This window comes from Burkholderia anthinoferrum (assembly GCF_002925705.1).
Taxonomy (GTDB): Bacteria; Pseudomonadota; Gammaproteobacteria; order Burkholderiales; family Burkholderiaceae; genus Burkholderia; species Burkholderia semiarida.
The window spans coordinates 1-19,027 of record NZ_LFZP01000055.1 but is presented as its reverse complement, the minus strand read 5'-3'; the positions used below and the strand labels follow the sequence as shown (position 1 = coordinate 19,027).

The following is a 19,027-nucleotide window of genomic DNA, read 5'->3' as shown; positions in this document are numbered from 1 at the left end:
TGTGGAGGAATGTGATGTTCTCTTCTGATTCCTTCCCGGCGGGGCCGGCCCCGGCGCCGTGGGCACTGACCGATGATCAACGCAACCTCTATATCGCGAGCCAACGCTTCGCACGCGACCGCCTGGAGCCGTTGCTTGCCGGTTCGCCCAGCGTCGCAGCCTGGCAAGAAACCGTCAGACTCGCAGCCGCAACACTCGACCTTGGAGCAATGGTCCTACCGGAGGAACACGGCGGCCTGGGAATCGATCTTCACGGTCTGGCACTTGTTGCCGAAGCGCTCGCCGCTGGACCGCTCGAGCATGCGTTGGAGTTGACGCTGACCGCACCCACGCTCATGGTGCTCCGGACGCACAATGCGCTCGGTCCGGTTCTGGCTCGGCCTATTCAAGCGTATTTCGATGGCACAACAGCGATCGCGTTGTCCGTGCCCGGCATCTACAACGCAACAATATGGCAACTTGGTCCACTGGGCGGCGCGGCGACACTCACCATGCGAATAGATGGCAAGCGGCGCCTCGTGCTCACCGAGCTCCCACCTCATCAGCGATCTTCGAGTTCCACTGGCATCGCCACGCTCGGCGCCCTCGTGTTGGAGCAATTACATTCTGACGAGGCCGCGGCCGAAACGCCGCTTGCCGTGATTGCGCGAGCCGGCAGCGGTAGCGCTCCTCCCGCGCAAATGTACCTGACGGAAATCGGCCTCTATCTCGCTGCACTCTTGACGGGCGCCATGCAACATAGCATCCGGTTCGCGTTCGATTACGCGGCAACTCGGCAAGCGTTCCGAAAGCCGTTGGAAAACCATCAACTCGTCGCGGCGCGATTGTCCGACATGCTAATCGCCGCCCATGGCACCCATCTTTTTCTGCAAACCGTCAGTGCAGCGCATCCGTCGTCGCCTGTCTCGCTGTTCCGTCAGTTACTACGACAAGTCGCGGCCGAATCGGTCAACGTCAGTCGTGAATTCGTTCAACTTTGCGGCGGCCACGGTTACGTTGAAGGTCTACCGCCGGCAGCCCGCTTCCAGACCATCCATTGGTTTGCTCAGATCCTGCTGCGCGTCGATACGGCGCTCGGCTGGCTCTCGGAACCGCGGGACGCGAATGGGGAGATCGACGTATGAATGGCTGCGCTCCTACGGAGGGCACGTGGCAGCCCTCAATGAATAACGCCGCATCACGCGCAACGTCCGGAACTTGCTGGTTACGCGAACCGGGGCCGAACGACATCGACGACATCGTCGCCTGGCTCGCCCAGCCGATCATCAGTCAGTGGTTCGACTTCGGGCTCGGTCGCCAAGCCCTACCCGCATTGGCGGTGCAAGCGATGGTCCATAGTAGACAGCATCGAATACGTGTATTTGGTTCGGCCGGCTATACCGTGCCGAGCGGCGTGGTCGCCGTCAGTGATGTCACACATCGCTTCGAGACGGGTTCATTCTGGATCCTTCGCGACCGGTTGCGGCCAATCTGCGTCGATATGGCTTACAACGCCGCGACACACCTCCTTCAAGAAGCATTCGTCCGTGATCGGCTGCGCTGCATCACTGCATGGGCTGTCGACTGCAACGTTCCGTCGCAACGTCTGCTCGCGCGCTTGGGTTTTCGTCTGATTGGACTGCAACGGGACTGTCATCGCGTCGATGGCACGCGCGTCGGGCGGCTCCTTTATGACCTGCTGCCCGAGGACCTCGTGCTACCACGTGCACCATGAATACTCCCGTGATCACGGCACTTGCCAGCTATGTGCCGCGCACAGTGGCTGTACCTCGTGGGCGTGGAATCGAGCCGATGCGTGGTGCTCCGATACGGTCCGGTTGGCACGCTTGGGTCGAATCGTGGCAAGCGGATTACGCCCATCACCTCGCAGAAAAAGCGGATGCAACCAGACGCGCTGCAGTTAACGCAGCAGCGGACGAAATTCATTGTGTGCCTGTTGAGCGCGATACCGATCTATCCGGGCTCGCCGCGAAAGTGGCACAGCCAATATGTGCGGCGCGGCCAGCCAATGCAGCGCCGATCGATATTGCCATGTTCTGCCATAGTAGCCTCAACGAGCATGTATCCACAACGACTGCTGGACGTTTGCGCGCAGTAATCGGCGCGCCGTGCTTCCCGTTCGCCGTCTCCCAACAGCAAGGAGCCTCCACGTTCACGGCGCTGCAGCTGGCCAGCGATCTGCTGATTGCGGAGCCCGATATCCGCACCATCTTGATCGTCGCTGCAGAAAAGTGGTGTTTACCGTTTTCGCGATGGACTGACCAGGGAATCGTACAGGGCGATGCAGCCGGCGCCATCCTGGTGGAGCGCTCCGGACCTGCGTCTTGTGGACTGCTGGTGATCGACGCGCGCGCCAGCCGCCTCCACCGGATCGCGACACCCGCCCAGCGCTCAAGCCAAGATATCCACACAGATTGGGTTCGAGCGCTGCGATCGATGATCGACGCGATACTGCTCCGACACGCGCTTCAACCCAACGACGTTGGCACCGTAGTAGGAGCAGGAATAGATCCGCCACTTGATGAAGCTATTTGCCGACATCTCGGTCGCCGTCTCATTGAATTTTCCGACCAACGTCGCGCCAATCTAGGCGCAGCCGAACCTATCGTGCAGCTCGCCAATGTACTCGAATCTCACGCCCTGCCAGTGTGCGAGCGAATCCTGACGTGGGGCGTCGGCCTAGGCGGCTTCGTCGGTTGCGCATTGTTCGAATCACATGGCAGGCCGCTCGTATATCTCAACCCGCCATGAACGTATCCATCGGAATCGTCCATACCGCATACTACTTGCCTGAGCCCGGCGATGACGTTCGCAGCTGGGGCCAACGAACGAAACACTCCGCCGAGACCATCAAACGCCTCGAAGATGCGGGGGTGTGCTCGTTCTATGACGCCAGGGGACAGACTGCCCTTTCTCTAGCCGCTAATGCCATCAAATCGCTCGTTCATGCGACCCAGCTTGCGCCTGACACGATCGACTTTCTCGTCTACGTTCACACGCTTCAGGGCAGCGTCGCCCCACCGCCGCTGTCGTTGCCTCGTCTGCTATGCGATCACTTTAATTTCGAGCAGGCGGAGGCATTCTCGTTTGCACAACAGCATTGCGCCTCATCACTGGGTGCGCTACGAATCATTCGCGCGATGTTTGCCGCCCGTCCGGCCATCAACCGCGGCCTGCTGGTCGGCGCCGACGTCATGCCCCTCGCAAGCGACCGGTCAATAGCCGGGGCCGGATTGCTCAGCGACGGCGCATGTGCTGTGCTCGTCGAACGCGATGCTTCTGTCAATCGCTTGGTCTCCCTGGCGTTTCACGCAAGTGGAGAAGGTTGGCGTGGCACACTCGAAGAAGATGAATCGCGTTTCGCAGCTCAGTACTTCTTTGCGACGCGTAGACTCGCGACGCAAACGAGCGCCGAAGCAAAAGTGCCACCGGCCGAGATTCAGCGCATCTTGCCTTCCCATCTGGATTTACCAACCTGGCGCCGAATCGTTGCATCGCTTGGTCTTCCAGCACGATGCCTGTTTACCGACAACTTCGCCCGCATCGCGCATGTAACGGTCAGCGATCCATTCATCAATCTCGTCGACTGCGACGATCTGGTTCCCGGTAAGCCTTTCCTACTATGCGCTCGTGGAGTGGGAGGATTTTCCGCAGCGGCGCTCTTCATTCGCTAACAGGATCGTCGAATACAGGAAATTTCGCCGATGGCGCGGTACGTAATCGCGAAATACGTCGCGATATCGCCCCTGTTACTGAAAGGGATTTTAAGAATAAAACGCGCATTAAATTATTACAAACTATTAGATGACATTCCGAAACATTCCATTAATATACACACTAGCTACGCGCCCGACGTCCATCACGACGTAACCTCCGGCGTCCGCCATAGCATAGCGGGTGCTCGGGCATTCAGCGCCCCACTACCATACTATTTGTCTGAATCGCTGCCAGAGTGCGAGCGCCCTGCTCCAGCATTTCTCTTGAATGCACTAGGTAATAAGCGAGGTAGGAGACATGAGAACGCGATTTCGGCGTCGTGCAAACAAAAAGTTGTTCAAGCCACCACCATGGAATGTTACATTAATCACCCGAATGGCGCCAATCCTAGCACTCTTTGCCAATGCAACAGATATTCCTTCCCTTTCTGACTTGCTTGGCAATGCGGTGCTTCCACTCGGTTTTCCATGTTACGCCGTCACGCGGGTCTCTCTGACTTGCATTCGCTCTCGACCCAGCATGTCCATGGAAGCAATTTGCTCGCATTATCCCAATAACTGGGTGCAGCACTATCTACAGCACGACTACGGTCTCGTCGATCCTGTACATCGCGCGGCTTTTACTTCCTCCGGACCTTATCGCTGGGGTGATATTACCGACTTGAACCACGCTGAACGACATGTGCTGGCGGAAGCATGCGACGCCGGGCTCAAAAATGGGCTTAGTATTCCAATTCGCGAGATCGGAGGCAGTGTTTTGCTCATCAATCTGTCAGGCCGGTCATCCCCTATCAATGCAGAGACGAGCCGGCAGCTCGCGAGCGTAATCAGCACTCTATTTCGTTTGGAGCTGGATCGGTTCGCCCCTCCCCGCCCGAAGGTACTCGTTGAGCTATCTCCACGTCAGCGTGAGTGCCTTACATGGGTCGCACAAGGAAAGACATCGCCGGACATCTCCCTGATTCTTGGAGTATCCCGCCATACAGTCGAATACCACATCGCTGAAGCAATGAAGGTCCTGAACGTAAATAGCAGAATAGCAGCCGCCGTCATTGCCGCCCATTACGGCCTACTTGATTATCCCCTTATTTCATACAAAAAATTTCCCGAAGAATGAGCGGGCATGCTACCGGTATGATTTAACCACGCCCACAGATCTCTCAAATCCCATATATTGAATAATTCTGGATCAGCTGGAGATCTTCAATCTTGCACTGATAATGCGCGGCCAATATTCATTTTGGCCCTCCTCCCTACCTAACTAGTTCCAGCTGTCGCTCGGACTTGATAGGGTGGCGCCCATCAATAAGCGATGGAGAACGCAAATGCCACTCATTATCGCCGGTAGATTAATCGACTTGCCACTTGAGCTTCGCGAAGGACTCGGCACGTTCCGATATGACGTGTTCGTCCGCCGCCTCGGCTGGCCGTTGCCCGATATTAAGGAAAATGAAACCATCGAGTGGGACCACTTCGATGGCGAAAACACCGTTCAGATTGTCGCCCTCACTTCCGAACGACAGATATGTGGTTGCGCACGCCTCATGCCAACTACCGCTCCGTACCTGCTCCGCGAACTGCTTCCTCGATCGTCGAACCTCGACCTTCCCTCCTCCCCCACCGTATGGGAACTATCGCGGTTCGCCGCCCCGGGCATGCAACTCTTTCCCTATGTCATGGCCGTCGCTGCATCGCTCGGCGCGAATCGCATCATCGGTGTCGTCACCCACGCCATTGCACGACTGTACCGCCGCTTTGGCCTTGATCTGCAATATATTGGACCGCACCAGGACACAGCTACCGCTCCGTTCCTGACCTGTGCGATTGATCTCACCCCCGCCACGTTCGCCAGCCTTGGAGCCAACCTGGACAATCTCCGATCGTCAATCACATGGCACCAGTCGCTCACACCGAATGTTCCGGGCTCGCTGAGGACGCGGCCATGCGCTAGTCGTTGGTCAACAGACATGCGATAGCCATTCTTCCCGGCAGGGGCTGTCGCGTTCCGCCGAGATTGGCACTCGGCAGCCAAGGCCACGACTAAGATGCGGATCGCCGGCGGTGGTGTCGATTATCCGCATCCTTTACCCAATCTGGCCGGATGGCGGATGCGTAGGCCTGACCGGTGCGCGAACCTTCGCCGCTTGCCTGTGCGCGCAGTCCTAGACGTTCGTCAATCGCATGAGCGACAGTCGAAGATTTTGGCAGGCGGCCGTCATCACAGTCCGCCCAGAACACATGCATTGCGTCGAACAACACTGAGAGGATCACGGTCAGGTAAGGCAGCCGAACGACTACACCGCCTCCCATTGAGTCTCCATCAGCAGGACCATAGTGCTCACTCGGCATGTCGGCCGGCAGATCGATCCGTAGCGCATCGAGTTCACGCTGCAATCGCTCTTCAACGCAATAGTGCGCAGTCGCCGAGTTCGCCAGAGCCTTGCCAAGCTCACTCAGCTTCTCGTCCTTCAGTTGAATACATCTTGTGAGACGACGAATCTGCGCTTCGGCGCGTTGCAAACGAATCTTCAAAGCCTCGCAATCGCAGGCTGGCGCCAAGCATTCATTTGAATCAATAGATCGCCAAACACTATCGCGTTGCTCCATAGCAGACCTCGCCTCGAACGTGGCGATATGTACTCCACACACCGCGAGAAATCGGACCACCGATGCACCGATCTGACCGGACCGGCCGAAATCGGTGCGTCTTTTTTCGTTCCTTCACGCAGCAGTGTCAACTGTGAAGATTTGGGGGGACACCAATCAGCAATCAGCGCGTCTGCCTAGTTTGAGCTCTATCAAAAACACGAAACATCGAACCACAACATCGGCACAGACTTTGCCTGTCAGTTGCACGAGATTACGCGCGTCCTCAAAAAAATAACGCGGCTTGTCTGAAGTTTTGCGCTTTGGTAGACCTTCTCGATCACACAATAGGTGTCCTCATTGTGCCGCCGACGCAATCCAATATCCAAACCCCGTGCCCTGGCGGATCAGAGCGGTTGACTGTACGTGGTGGTACCCGACGTGCAACCACCCGCCAATTCGCTGATGATCGACGGCAATTTGCATACCCAAACGCGATAGTCCGATGTACGGCTTCGATTCACAACCAAATTCGTGGCCTCGGAGGCGATAAATGATCGACTCCTGGACAAAACGATGAGAAAATCGCGCAATCGTTCCGATTGCGCTGCCGACAATGGCATGCCGCAGACATGATGCGTCGCACCGAAGTGGACTCCTCGAAGCGACCATTTCAATACTGTTTCTTTTAACCACGTGGAGTGAAGAATGGCCACCTATCAAGAGTTGAAAGCCAAGGCTGATGCACTGCTCGTGCAGGCGGAAGAAGCTCGGCAGGCCGAACTAGAGACCGTGCTCGAAGAAGTTCGCGCCCGTATTCAAGAGTATGGTCTCACGCCGGAACAGGTCTTCGGCCGTAAGCGCACACGTAGCGCGAATGGTAGCCAGCCCGCGACGCCGAAGTATCAGGATCCGAAAACCGGCAAGACGTGGAGCGGGCGTGGCCGCGAACCGTCATGGATCAAGGGTAAGAAACGTGATCGCTTCTTGATCGCTGAATGATCACCGCAGCGTAGCGATCGGTAGCCCTACGGACACTCTCTGGGCTTGCAGTTTCACGCTGCAGGCCCATTGAATCTGTATCAAGCCGCGCCGGCCCAAGCGATTCAGATCCGCCTTAGCTGCCGCGATGTTGGAGACACTCCGCGCTCCTTTGGAATCCGTGCCGTTCGTCTCCGCAGCGACTAAATTTCACACATAGCGGTGATACCGCAAGATGTCGATGAATTCGGCCTGCATTGCATCAGGATCAAACGACATACCGACGACACAGCCTCGCACTCGCGATACCGGGCACGTGCAAATCCACCCGGCCCACAGCACCATTTCCAGAACAGAAGCAGCGTCGATTTAGGATGCGAACGTTTGCGGCATGACCGGTGCCATTGACTCTTCAAGCTTGCGGCCACTTGAACAGTACGTGCCCCAGTCTTTCATCATGAGCCGTCGTCTTTCAAGCTGATCGCGACGCCGATAAGCCGCTATCGTCTGCGAAGTAATGACATGTGCCAAGGCTTCCTCTGCCAAAGAATCCGGATAGTCGGTACATTCGGCGACCCAGTCACGAAATGTCGATCGGAAACCGTGCACAGTAATGCCGGAATGCGACATGCGTTTCAACAGAGACAGCATGGCCATGCTCGACAACGGTCACCCTTCCGTGCAACCGGGAAACAAATATCCATACTTCGCCTTAGGCAACGCAATGCGTACGATCTCGGCAGCCCGCTTGCAAAGCGGCACACGCAGTGATCGACCGCTTTTCGTACGATCGCCCGGGATAGTCCAGACACGACTGTCAAGATCAAACTCCTCAACCCGTGCGAAACGTACCTCATTCGTACGAGTCGCCGTGAGGATAAGCAGGTGCAGCACCCGCGCCGCGGACGAAGCTCCAGTTCACGGACAAACGCCGGGAGGTCTTCCCAAGGCAGGGCTGGATGATGCTTTACTTGTGAGCGTTTCTTCGAGCGCGGCAACACCAGTTGCAGATGGTCCGCGTACCGTGCGGGATTGCTGCCAATGCGATGACCCAACACCGTCTCTGCGTCGAGGATCGCCTTGATGCGGCCGCGCACACGCCGCGCCGTCTCCGCCTTTTTTGTCCAGATCGGCTGAAGGATCCGCACGATCATCGCCGTGTCGATATCGCGCACCCGGACGTCACCGATCACCGGATATGCGTAGGTTTTGAGCGTGTTGCTCCATTGCTGGACGTGCTTGCGATTTCGCCACTGTGGTTCGCACGCGGATAAACGCGTCCGTTGCTTCACGAAACGTCACGTTTGCATCCGGCGATATGTCGAGCAACTGTCTGCGCTGCTGCTGCTCGCGTCGGGCAAAGATGGGATCGATTAGATCTCTGACCATGTCACGATATCCAACAGCCAGTTTCCGCGCCTGGCCCAGAGAAACGCGCGAGAGCGGACCAAGCCCCATCTCACGCACACGGCCGTTCAGTTTGAACCGAAACACCCACGAGCGCGCACCGCTGTCCGCGATCTGCATATACAGGCCACCGCCATCCGAGTAATGGCCCGGCGTCACCTCTTTTGCGACCCGCAGTGCGCTGAGTCGATGCAACTGTCGTCCTGCCATGCCGCCCTCCTTTCCTACCCACAAAACCCATGTCGCTACCCATGTTTCGTGAGGAAATTGTGGGGGACGCGGCCGGACGTCGCAAGCATGCCGTTACCCACAAAACTCTGCAAAATCATGGGCTTGCGGGACTTTCAGAGGAAGTTCAAGGAACGCCGCGGAAGCCCGGCATGGCGGAAGGCAGCCGGAGGCTTACCCTTCGCATCACCCTCAACTACTAACCGATAACGCGACCTGCTTATCAAGCGAGTCCGATGAGAGTGTTAATTATGTAAAATTGCAGCTTCAAGCATAGGTAGTATCGTTGCGATCGTCATGTAGTTTCGCAGTGAGAAAAATTGCCTGGGCTAGATCGACGCCGCAAGGACCGCGCTGGGCTTTTTTCTACGGTTTCGCTTCCTTCCGCAACCAATCACGAAAGGCCACGAGTTTCGCCAGGCCGGAACACTCGTCGCGATACACGATGTAATAGGCCAACGGCGACGCGTACGTGATTTCCGGAAAGAGTCGCACCAGACGCCCGGCTGCCAGATCGTCGCGCGCCATGACGCTACGCGCGAGCGCGACGCCGTGCCCGTCGATGGCGGCCTGCAAAACCGCCGCGGAATTGTTGATCTGCATCCCACGCCCGGTAGCGGCATCCGCTACACCAGCCTTGCGCAGCCACGTATCCCAGGCGGGAAAGCCCGTGCGGCTATCCATCGACAGGTCGTGGATAAGCGTCTCTCGAGCCAGATCAGAAGGCTTTTGCAGACGCGGACGTCCGCGCAACAGCCCCGGCGAGCACACGGGATAAACATCTTCGTCCATTAACTTGTCCGCGACGAGCCCCGGCCAGTTGCCCGTTCCATAGCGCACACCGATATCGATCTGCTGGGTAACGAAATCCACTGGCTTGAGGTTGGTATCCAGTCGCACGTCCGTATCGGGCCACGCGTTCTGAAAGCTTTCGATCCGGGGCAACAACCACTTGGCCGCAAAGGCCGGGCTGACCGCGACGGTGAGCACTCCGCTCGTGGATCCCTCCTTGAGCCGTTCGAGACCGACCGTCAGCCTGTCGAAGCCTGCGCGAATATCCGGCAGCGCGCGCTCGGCGGCCTCGGTCGGCACGAGACGGAGACGCCCGCTGGCACCGCGATGGAACAGCGGCGTCCCCAGCCATTCCTCTAGCGCGCGGACGAGCTGACCGACAGCCGCAGGCGTCACATGAAGCTCGGCGGCGGCTGCCGAAAAGCTCCGATGACGGGCACTGGCCTCAAATGCACGCAACGCATTCAGGTGAACGGGTGACTTCATGACGACAAAGATTTTCTTTCAATGAAGAACACTTTATCTCGTTTGCCGCCGAAAGTGAAACGGCGAAAAATTCACCATGTACCGGCCGCTACCACTACTCGGTGTTGGACTCGCAGCGCGATCCATTCGGGGGGCCGCCTTCATCAATAGCTTTTCTTCTACACGGAATTCATCATGAGCAATCAATTCAAGGGCAAGAAGCTGCTGGTCATCGGCGGGACCAGTGGAATGGGGCTGCAGACGGCCCGCCTGGTTCTCGCCGAAGGCGGTAGCGCAGTCATCGTCGGGCATCGGGCCGACAAGGCCGAGGCGGCGCACAAGGAATTGGCTGCGCTCGGTCCGGTCGTGGCGTTGACGGCGGATCTGTCCAGCGACGATGGCCTCGCAGCGCTGCTCCAGACCCTCGACGCGCAACATCCGGACATCGACCTGCTGGTCAACGCCGCGGGCGTGTTCTTCCCGAAGCCGTTCCTCGAGCATCGCGACGCTGACTACGACCAGTACATGAAGCTGAACAAGGCGTTCTTCTTCATCACGCAGAAAATCGCCGCCAATCTGGTCGCCAGCGGTCGCCCCGGCGCGATCGTCAATATCGGCTCGATGTGGGCGAAGCAGGCGATCGCCGCAACGCCTTCTTCGGCGTACTCGATGGCGAAGGCCGGCCTGCACTCGCTGACGCAGCATCTGGCCATGGAACTGGCCCCGAAGCACATTCGCGTCAATGCGGTGTCGCCGGCCGTCGTCCAGACGCCGATCTACGAAGGCTTCATCCCGAAGGCCGACGTGCACGACGCGTTGCAGGGCTTCAACAGCTTCCACCCGATCGGCCGGGTCGGTACGCCGCAAGACGTGGCGGAAGTCGTCGCGTTCCTGCTGTCGGACAAGGCGAGCTGGGTCACCGGCGCGATCTGGGACGTGGACGGCGGCGTGATGGCCGGCCGCAACTGATGGACAGCGGGCAGCAGCACGACATGCTCGCCTGCCCCGTTCGAACCGGATCGTCGACCCATGACGGATCGATGGCCGGAACCCCGCTGCACCTTCCCGCTCGATGAGGAGAAACGACATGGTTTATTTGCAGATCACGCTCAGGATTACCGACGCCAACCGCGCTGCCGCAGCCGAGATCTACTGGCGCTACAAAACGCCATTCCTCAACACCGTCGCCGGTGCGCAATCGAAGGCACTGCTCGTGCGCGATGAAGACGTGCAGGTGCTGCACGGCTTCGACAGCACGGAGCACGCGAACGCCTACCTGCAAAGCGAACTGTTCACCGCCGACGTGGTGGCCGGCCTCCAACCGCTGCTGGATGCCGCGCCCGACGTGCGCATCTACCAGGTCGCCTGATCACGCGGCCGGATGCCATCCCGCACCCGGCCAATATTTATATGGATACCTTAACATGATGAACGACTGGAACGCCTACCGTACTGCCCTGCTGGAGCGCGTCGGTGACTATGCGAAACACAGCCCCGACGTGGTGCGCGGCCTGACGGCGATCGACGGTGCCGCCGCGAAAACGGGCCATCTGGATCCCAAGATCCACGAACTGATCGCCCTCGCCGTGGCCGTAACCACCCGCTGCGACGGCTGCATTTCCGTGCACACCCAAAAGGCCGTCGAGCACGGCGCAACGCTGGGGGAAATCTCCGAAGCGCTAGGCGTCGCGATCGCGCTGAACGCAGGGGCCGCGCTGACCTACTCGGCGCGCGTCATCGAAGCCCACGCCCAACTGTCCAGTCAGTAATTCGCATCGAGCTCGGCCGGCTGTCGATTCCCGGTCGGCCAGCCGCGTGCCCATCAAGCCCAGGAACAACACCCATGCTCGTCAACGCAGATTTCTCGCGGCGCGTCGTCGTCGCATCGCACCAGTATCGATGGGTGGCCTCCCCGCAGGCCGGCGTCGAGCGCGTGATGCTGGATCGGCTGGGTGGGGAGCAAGCCCGCGCCACCAGTATCGTCCGATATGCGCCCGCTTCCTGCTTCCCGTCTCACCTGCATCCCGAGGGCGAGGAGATTCTTGTGCTGTCCGGCACCTTCTCGGAAGATGGCGTGCACTATCCGGCAGGCTGGTATCTGCGGAATCCGCCCGGCTCCAGCCACCGCCCTTCCAGCCGCGAGGGCGCCATCATCTTCGTCAAGCTCCGGCAGATGCGCCCGGGCGAGCACCAGCGGGTACGCGTCGATACCAACGACCCGGCGGCCTGGCAGCGGCGCGACGGTCGCGAAACCTGCCCGTTGTTCGTGAACGATGTCGAACACGTTTGCCTGCAACGGCTGGCGCCGCGCGAAGCACTGTTCTCCGCGCCGACAGACAGCGCCGAAATGCTCGTCCTGGCCGGAGCGGTCAAGGACGAAGCCCGGTCCCACGGACACGGCAGCTGGATGCGTTTGCCGAAGGGCGAATATCCGGAGATCGTCGCCGGGGAGAACGGAGCCACCGTCTATCTCAAGACCAGCCGCCCCGCCGGCATGACGGTGGAGGCGTAGCCATGCAGACGGCACGCATCGCCATCGTCGGCGCGGGCCTGAGCGGCCTGTACGCAGCCTTCCTGCTGGAGCAGCGAGGCATCAACGACTACGTGCTGCTCGAGGCACGCGATGTTCCGGGCGGCCGCATCGCATCCGTTTCACGGCACGCGGCCTATGGCACTGCGACTTCGGCGGACGACATCGATCGCTTCGATCTGGGCCCGACGTGGTTCTGGCCACACCTGCAGCCCCAGTTGGACCGGCTGATCCGCGATCTGGGTCTGCAGTGCTTCGAGCAATACGAAGCGGGCGACATGATGATCGAGCGCTCGCCGGATGCGCCGGCCGTGCGCATGCCGGGTTACGCCAGCGCACCGGCGTCGATGCGCGTGGCAGGCGGCATGAGCGCGCTGATCGATGCGCTGCGCGGCCGTCTGGACGCACGCCGTGTCGTCACCGGTCAGATCGTGCGGCGCATCCGCATCGTCGACGCCCATGTGGAACTGGAAAGCGAAAGCGTCGCCGCTGGCGTCACAACCTGGCGCGTCGAACACGTGCTGCTGGCCATCCCGCCGCGACTGGCGGAGGAGCGCATCGCATTCTTCCCGCCATTGCCGACGGCACTGGCCCGGCAATGGCGCGGCACGACCACCTGGATGGCGCCGCATGCCAAGTACGTCGCCATCTACGACACGCCGTTCTGGCGCGAACAGGGACTGTCCGGCGAGGCCCGAAGCGCACGCGGGCCACTGTGCGAGATCCACGACGCGTCCATGCCGGGCGGCAGCGCCGCACTGTTCGGCTTCTTCGGCATTCCCGCACACGTTCGCAAGGACGTGCACGACGACGTGCTGCGCGCACATTGCCGCGCACAGCTGGTGCGCCTGTTCGGTGCGAACGCTGCGACGCCCGAAGCCGAGGTCATCAAGGATTGGGCGCAGGACGCCTTCACGGCCACGGCCGCCGATCTCGACGACAACGGCCACCACGCGCAAGCCCCTGCCGCCACTGCGTCGTCCGGCCCCTGGCACCGACGCGTGACCGGCATCGCGAGCGAATGGTCACGACCGTTTCCGGGCTATGTCGCCGGCGCGATCGAAGCGGCGCACGCGGGTGTGCAGGCCTTGCCTGAATCGGGCGAATGACGATGCATCGCTGCGGCCCATCGGGTTCCATTCACGACTCTGGAGAAACCCTCATGAAAAACCACTACCGGGCCATGCAGGTCACCCGCCCCGGCGTTCTCGAACTGGTGGAGCGCGAGACGCCCACGCCGTCAGCCGGCGAGGTGCTGATTGCGGTCGAGGCTTGCGGGATATGCGGTGCGGACGCCGCCGACATCGAACGCGCCGATCCGGCCTTGCAACCGCCACGCGTTCCCGGTCACGAGATCGTGGGACGGATCGCCGCGCTCGGTGCCGGTGTGCCGTCGCGCTGGCAGATCGGGCAGCGCGTCGGGGTCGGCCGTCTTGGCGGCTACTGCAACGAATGCGCTCAATGTCGCCAGGGACACTTTCAGCTTTGCCGCAACCAGCCGGTCGTCGGCGCAACTTGCGATGGCGGTTACGCCGAGATGATGCTCGCCCGCAGCACGGCGCTCGTCTCGATCCCCGACGAGCTCGGCGCGACAGAAGCCGCCCCGCTGCTTTGCGCCGGGATCGCGACCTTCAACGCGCTCAAGAAGTGCGGTGCCGAAGCGGGCGATGTCGTGGCCATTCTCGGCGTCGGCGGCCTCGGGCACATGGCGTTGCAGTATGCGCGCCACATGGGTTTCAAGGTCGTCGCCATCGGCCGTCGCGGCGAGGTCGCCGCGGATGCGCTCGCGTTGGGCGCACACGTCTACATCGATACCAACCAGGAGCATGCCGCCACCCGGCTGCAAAGCATGGGCGGCGCGCGCGCCATCCTGACCACCATCGGCAACGCCGACGCGGTATCCGGATTGCTGGACGGCCTGGCCCCTGCCGGCCGGCTCGTCGTGCTCGGTGTGACCCGAGACCCGCTGTCCGTCTCGTCCGGCCAACTGGTCGTCGGCGAGCGGACGATACAGGGATCGATTACCGGCTCGCCGTACGAGAGCGAGAAAACGCTCGATTTCAGTGTGCTCACGGGGATCCGCCCGATGATGGAAGTCATGCCGCTGGAGCAGGCCAACGAGGCCTATCGAAGAATGAAATCGGGCGACGTCAGATTCCGCATGGTGCTCACGATGAACCATGAGTCTTCCGATGAAACAAGCGATGGCCCGCTGCGGGAACAGGCATGGCACGCCCAGGACAGGTGACAATTCCGGCGTCGCATTTCGGCATGGTGCTGGGCCTGGCCGGCCTCGGGCAGGCCTGGCGCGTCGCCGCGCTGCTATGGCCCCTGCCGCCGCTCGTGGGCGAAACGATTCTGGCAGTGGCGGGATTGAGCTGGGCCATCCTGATCGCCGGCTACGCGTGGCAAGCCGTGCGTCGCTTCGAGCAAGTGCAGGCCGAATGCCTGCATCCCGTTCAGGGCGGCACACCGGCGTTGGTGTCCGCAGCCACTTCGCTCGTTGCGATGGCGGTCCAGCCATATTCGATCACCATCGCGTGGATGCTGTGCGTCGTCAGCATCGCGTGGCACCTGGGGTTCAGCCTGTGGCACACGGGCACGCTCTGGCAAGGCGGGCGGAATGCGCAGGACACGCTGCCGACCGTATATCTGCCGACCGTCGCAGGCAACTTCACCAGTGCGGCCGTACTCGGCACGCTGGGTCACCCGGACTGGGGGTGGCTGTTTCTGGGTGCCGGCCTGTTCTCGTGGGTGGCGCTCGAGTCGCTGGTCATACAGCGGCTGTGGCACCCGACGACGGTGCCGGCATCGCAACGCCCGTTGATCGGCATCCAGCTCGCACCGCCGACCGTGTGCGCGATGGCCTGGCTGACCTTGTCGCCCGGCAGCGCGGATCACTGGATTCTCATGCTGTGGGGCTACGGCCTCTTTCAGTTGCTGCTTGGCCTGCGGCTCGCCGCGTGGCTGCGCGCGCAACCGTTCGTCCCTGCGTACTGGGCCTATACGTTCGGCGTCGACGCCGCGTCGGTGACCAGCCTGAAACTGGCCCACGCGGGTGTGGGGTCAGCCCAGGCATTGGCCCTGCCCGTATTCGTCGGTGCGAATCTGTTGATCGGATATCTCGTCATCCGGACGGCCACCCTCTTCATCGGGAAGCTTGCGTCACGGCAGGTGCGTGTGTCGCCCCCAGGAACGCACGACTGACCCGACCGCGGATTCCGAATGCGCACGCCGCATCGGGCGCCCCTGACCTCGACTGGTTAGCGGAGCATCGACAAATCGGCATGCCGCGTCGCGTTTTTTATGCTTGTCCATTCGTCGATACAGGTTGACAACCGATCGACATACAACGCACCCGCCCGGCGATACATTTCCTGTTCGATTATTCCGTTGGTTTTCCTGAGAGAGGAGAAGTCCCGAATGTTCATCGGCTTCATTCCGGTGCTGTTCGCGTTCGCCGCGGCACTGGCATCGCTGCGCAACCTGGCTGCCGCCCGGCTCCTGTGGTCGACGAGCGCGTTACTTGTCGTCGTGTGGACCGTTCATCACGGCAGCCATCACATGAAGGACCTGATGACGCTGGGGTCGTGGTAATGAAGCTCGAACCACGACACCTCGAAGAACTCGATACCGCCGCGCTGCTCGGCATCGCCATCACGCTGCTCGCCGCCTTCTACTTCCAGCTGGCGATGGGCGAACTCCCGTGCGCGTTCTGCAACCTGATCCGGGTCGGCTTTATGCTCCTCGGCAGCGGGCTGCTGCTGAACCTGCGTTTCGGCACCCAGGCCTGGAACTACCTGCTCAGTGCCTTCGGCGCACTGATCGGCAGCCTGATCAGCCTCCTGTTCATGTTCGCCAAGGCACCCGCCCATACGGTCCCGACGGGCTCGGCGATTCTCGGCCTGCACATGTACACGTGGACTTACATGATCTTCACGGCCGCGATCGTCTATTGCGTGCTGATGCTGTGCCTGCATGCACAGGCTCGCACGACATCGGCCGCGGGTACGTCGCAGCGTCCACATCCGGCCATTCGCTCGTTCGCCATGGTGCTGTTCATCGCGCTGGTGGGCGCCAATCTCGTCTCGGCCTTCCTGCAGAACGGCTTCCATTCGTTCAAGGCTGGCGGGCAAAAGCACTACGAGATGCTCTACGACGGCGACGTCATGAAACCCTGACACCGGTCGGGGCCAGGCGCCCGTGCCGCGTGACGGTCGGGCGTCCCCTCTTTCGACGGTATCGCAACGACAATTCCACTGGAGATGAAGATGGCGGAAACAAGAGTCGTCCCCTGGCGGGACGGAGAACCGGCCCCCGAAGCATTGCTTGCCGCGATGCGCGCGCGTCGTCCGGGCGGCGAACTGATCGGCATCGACCGCATCCTGCTCAGGAGCGAGCCGCTGGCGACGGGATGGAACGAACTGCTGCGCCGGGTGCGCGCCGATTTCAGCCTGCCGCTCGTGCACCGTGAACTGATCATGCTGCGTGTGGCCGTGCTCAACGGTGCGGCGTTCGAATGGGACGTTCACTACCCGGCCTATCTGGCGGCAGGCGGCACGCACGCGCAGGGCGAAGCGATGAAGGCTGTCGAGATGGACAGCCGGCTGTTCAGTGACGCGGAATGCGCGCTGATTCGTCTGACCGATCAGTCGACCCGGCAGGTGCGCGTCGATGCCGATGTGATCGCCGAACTGAAGTCGCATTTCGGTGAGAAGGAGACGGTCGAGGCTGTCGCCACGGCGGCCGCCTACAACATGGTCTCGCGCTTTCTCGTGGCACTGGGGATCTGACGCGCGTCGCGAACCCGCATCCATGAGCCGGGCTCACTGCTCCATGAGGAGATACCATTGTTGCTCATTATTTCGCGCTGCTACTCTATTCGCCATACGTGGTCACGCCACCGGCGTGCCGTTTTATCGTGAATGGAAGGGAACGTGAAGTCTCATTCTGAATTTCCTGCCGGCGGGGGCGCGGCAGACACGACCGCCTCGATCTTCGACGAGGTCATCGACCGAAAATCATCGAACTCGCTGAAGTGGGCGTTCGGCGCCAGGCTGCTGTCACCCGACGAGCAGGCTGCCGACCCGTTGCCGATGTGGGTCGCCGACATGGATTTCCGCGCGCCGCGCCCAGTCATCGATGCGCTGCACGATGCGGTCGAATACGGCGTCTTCGGCTATTCGTGCGGCGCGACTACAAGCTATGTCAAGGCCGTCGTCGATTGGCAGGCGCGTCGCTTCAGCTGGGAAGTCGATCGTTCCTGGGTGATGCAGGCGAGCGGCATCATTACCGCGTTGAAGACAGCGATCCAGGCCTTCTCGTCGCCCGGCGATACGATCCTGATCCAGCCGCCCGTGTACGCGCATTTCCACGATGATGTCCTGCTGAACGGGCGGCACCTCGCCTTCGCCCCGCTCGAGCGCGCCGGCACCGCCTATCGTTTCGACCCGCGCGCATTCGAAGCGGCGATACGTGACAACACGCGGCTCTTCATCCTCAGCAACCCGCACAATCCGACCGGCAACGTGTGGACCGAGGGCGAGCTGCGAACGATGGGCGAAATTTGCGCACGCCATGGTGTGATCGTCATCGCCGACGAGATCCACCAGGACCTGATCCTCAATCCGGCCAAAAAGCACGTCCCGTTCGCATCGCTCGGCGAACCGTTCGCGCGCAACAGCATCACCTGCACCGCGCCGAGCAAGACCTTCAACCTGCCCGGACTGCAGAGCGCGAACCTGTTCGTGCCGGACCGGCGCATGCGCGACCAGTTGCGGCGACAGTTCGACCGGAACATGTACCAGTCGGTCAACACGCTCGGCATGGTGGCCGCCGAAGCCGCGTATACCCACGGCGAGTCGTGGCTCGACGCGCTGCTGATCTACCTGCGTGGCAATCACGCCCATTTCCGCGACGCGATCCACGGCATCACGTCGCGAATCGAGGTCTTGCCGGCCGATTCGCTCTATCTCGCCTGGATGGATTGCCGCGGGCTCGGCATGGACCCCGACGTACTCAATCGCTTCATGCTGACCCAAGCGCGACTCTGGCTCGACAAGGGGCAGAAATTCGGCGTCGAAGGGCACGGCTACATGCGCGCGAACCTCGGGTGCCCCGCGCGTGCTGATCGATGAGGCGGTCGAGCGCCTGAGCCAGGCACTGGCCGCCCTCTGACTTCAGCAACGCAAGCCGGCGCGAGGCTGAACTAGTGTCCTGTTCCGTTGTTAACTGGTCTATCTTCGCGTAGCATGTTGACGTCAACGGAACGGGAGACGTCAGCATGGCGATGGGACGACCGAAGGCGGAACTGGTGCTGAGC

The 19,027-nt window shown here is 61.0% G+C and carries 19 protein-coding genes and 2 pseudogenes; 18 read left to right on the top strand and 3 right to left on the bottom strand.

The genetic code is table 11. From position 1 onward, the window contains the following. Nucleotides 1–14: 14 nt before the first annotated feature. The 6 genes from C5F75_RS26490 to C5F75_RS26465 all read left to right on the top strand — a co-directional run bounded on the left by C5F75_RS26490 (nucleotide 15) and on the right by C5F75_RS26465 (nucleotide 5,692). Nucleotides 15–1,124: an acyl-CoA dehydrogenase family protein gene (locus C5F75_RS26490; protein ID WP_104012936.1), complete on the top strand. Its 1,110-nt coding sequence runs from the start codon at nucleotides 15–17 to the stop codon at nucleotides 1,122–1,124. Nucleotides 1,125–1,162: 38 nt separating this feature from the next. Further along, entirely contained in the window at nucleotides 1,163–1,714 is a 552-nt protein-coding gene (locus C5F75_RS26485; RefSeq protein ID WP_258048596.1) for a GNAT family N-acetyltransferase, read from the top strand. Beyond that, nucleotides 1,711–2,751, top strand: coding sequence for a 3-oxoacyl-ACP synthase (locus C5F75_RS26480; RefSeq protein ID WP_104012934.1), 1,041 nt, complete (start codon nucleotides 1,711–1,713; stop codon nucleotides 2,749–2,751). The genes C5F75_RS26485 and C5F75_RS26480 overlap by 4 nt, the downstream gene beginning before the upstream one ends. After that, entirely contained in the window at nucleotides 2,748–3,674 is a 927-nt protein-coding gene (locus tag C5F75_RS26475) for a 3-oxoacyl-ACP synthase (protein WP_104012933.1), read from the top strand. The genes C5F75_RS26480 and C5F75_RS26475 overlap by 4 nt, the downstream gene beginning before the upstream one ends. A 340-nt stretch (nucleotides 3,675–4,014) precedes the next feature. Then, the gene (locus tag C5F75_RS26470; RefSeq protein ID WP_104012932.1) at nucleotides 4,015–4,833 is read left to right on the top strand and encodes a LuxR family transcriptional regulator; all 819 of its coding nucleotides are present in this window, start codon (nucleotides 4,015–4,017) and stop codon (nucleotides 4,831–4,833) included. Between the two features lie 208 nt (nucleotides 4,834–5,041). Beyond that, on the top strand, nucleotides 5,042–5,692 hold the full coding sequence (locus C5F75_RS26465) for an acyl-homoserine-lactone synthase (protein WP_104012931.1): 651 nt from the start codon (nucleotides 5,042–5,044) through the stop codon (nucleotides 5,690–5,692). A 64-nt stretch (nucleotides 5,693–5,756) separates the two neighbouring features. Here C5F75_RS26465 and C5F75_RS26460 read toward each other — a convergent pair whose 3' ends face one another. Continuing rightward, nucleotides 5,757–6,323, bottom strand: coding sequence for a hypothetical protein (locus C5F75_RS26460; RefSeq protein WP_181035476.1), 567 nt, complete (start codon nucleotides 6,321–6,323; stop codon nucleotides 5,757–5,759). Nucleotides 6,324–7,010: 687 nt separating this feature from the next. On the opposite strand from C5F75_RS26460, the gene C5F75_RS26455 reads away from it, so the two are divergent. Beyond that, complete coding sequence (locus C5F75_RS26455; RefSeq protein WP_059620058.1) at nucleotides 7,011–7,304, top strand: H-NS histone family protein; 294 nt, start codon at nucleotides 7,011–7,013, stop codon at nucleotides 7,302–7,304. 348 nt (nucleotides 7,305–7,652) lie between these two features. Here C5F75_RS26455 and C5F75_RS26450 read toward each other — a convergent pair. Beyond that, a pseudogene (locus tag C5F75_RS26450) lies at nucleotides 7,653–8,900 on the bottom strand (tyrosine-type recombinase/integrase). Nucleotides 8,901–9,284: 384 nt separating this feature from the next. Further along, the gene (gcvA, locus tag C5F75_RS26445) at nucleotides 9,285–10,196 is read right to left on the bottom strand and encodes a transcriptional regulator GcvA (protein ID WP_104012929.1); all 912 of its coding nucleotides are present in this window, start codon (nucleotides 10,194–10,196) and stop codon (nucleotides 9,285–9,287) included. Between the two features lie 174 nt (nucleotides 10,197–10,370). On the opposite strand from gcvA, the gene C5F75_RS26440 reads away from it, so the two are divergent. From C5F75_RS26440 to C5F75_RS26395, 11 genes and pseudogenes are all read left to right on the top strand, one after another. Beyond that, entirely contained in the window at nucleotides 10,371–11,144 is a 774-nt protein-coding gene (locus C5F75_RS26440) for an SDR family NAD(P)-dependent oxidoreductase (protein WP_104012928.1), read from the top strand. A 118-nt stretch (nucleotides 11,145–11,262) separates the two neighbouring features. Further along, the gene (locus C5F75_RS26435; RefSeq protein WP_104012927.1) at nucleotides 11,263–11,544 is read left to right on the top strand and encodes a hypothetical protein; all 282 of its coding nucleotides are present in this window, start codon (nucleotides 11,263–11,265) and stop codon (nucleotides 11,542–11,544) included. Nucleotides 11,545–11,599: 55 nt separating this feature from the next. Beyond that, a complete protein-coding gene (locus C5F75_RS26430) occupies nucleotides 11,600–11,944 on the top strand; it encodes a carboxymuconolactone decarboxylase family protein (protein ID WP_047853387.1) in 345 nt (114 codons plus the stop codon). 74 nt (nucleotides 11,945–12,018) lie between these two features. Then, nucleotides 12,019–12,687, top strand: a complete 669-nt coding sequence (locus tag C5F75_RS26425) for a cupin domain-containing protein (RefSeq protein ID WP_104012926.1) — start codon at nucleotides 12,019–12,021, stop codon at nucleotides 12,685–12,687. 2 nt (nucleotides 12,688–12,689) lie between these two features. Continuing rightward, nucleotides 12,690–13,814: a flavin monoamine oxidase family protein gene (locus C5F75_RS26420; protein ID WP_104012925.1), complete on the top strand. Its 1,125-nt coding sequence runs from the start codon at nucleotides 12,690–12,692 to the stop codon at nucleotides 13,812–13,814. 53 nt (nucleotides 13,815–13,867) lie between these two features. After that, a complete protein-coding gene (locus C5F75_RS26415; protein ID WP_104012924.1) occupies nucleotides 13,868–14,953 on the top strand; it encodes an alcohol dehydrogenase in 1,086 nt (361 codons plus the stop codon). Then, nucleotides 14,932–15,912 (top strand): dicarboxylate transporter/tellurite-resistance protein TehA, encoded by a 981-nt coding sequence (gene tehA / locus C5F75_RS26410; protein WP_104012923.1) that lies wholly within the window; start codon nucleotides 14,932–14,934, stop codon nucleotides 15,910–15,912. Before C5F75_RS26415 ends, tehA begins: the two co-directional genes overlap by 22 nt. 216 nt (nucleotides 15,913–16,128) lie before the next feature. Beyond that, on the top strand, nucleotides 16,129–16,302 hold the full coding sequence (locus C5F75_RS36915) for a hypothetical protein (protein ID WP_155291816.1): 174 nt from the start codon (nucleotides 16,129–16,131) through the stop codon (nucleotides 16,300–16,302). Then, nucleotides 16,302–16,886, top strand: a complete 585-nt coding sequence (locus tag C5F75_RS26405; protein WP_104012922.1) for a disulfide bond formation protein B — start codon at nucleotides 16,302–16,304, stop codon at nucleotides 16,884–16,886. Before C5F75_RS36915 ends, C5F75_RS26405 begins: the two co-directional genes overlap by 1 nt. A 90-nt stretch (nucleotides 16,887–16,976) precedes the next feature. After that, on the top strand, nucleotides 16,977–17,498 hold the full coding sequence (locus C5F75_RS26400) for a carboxymuconolactone decarboxylase family protein (RefSeq protein WP_104012944.1): 522 nt from the start codon (nucleotides 16,977–16,979) through the stop codon (nucleotides 17,496–17,498). Nucleotides 17,499–17,630: 132 nt separating this feature from the next. After that, nucleotides 17,631–18,882 (top strand): annotated as a pseudogene (locus C5F75_RS26395) (MalY/PatB family protein). The last annotated feature ends 145 nt before the right edge of the window (nucleotides 18,883–19,027 follow it).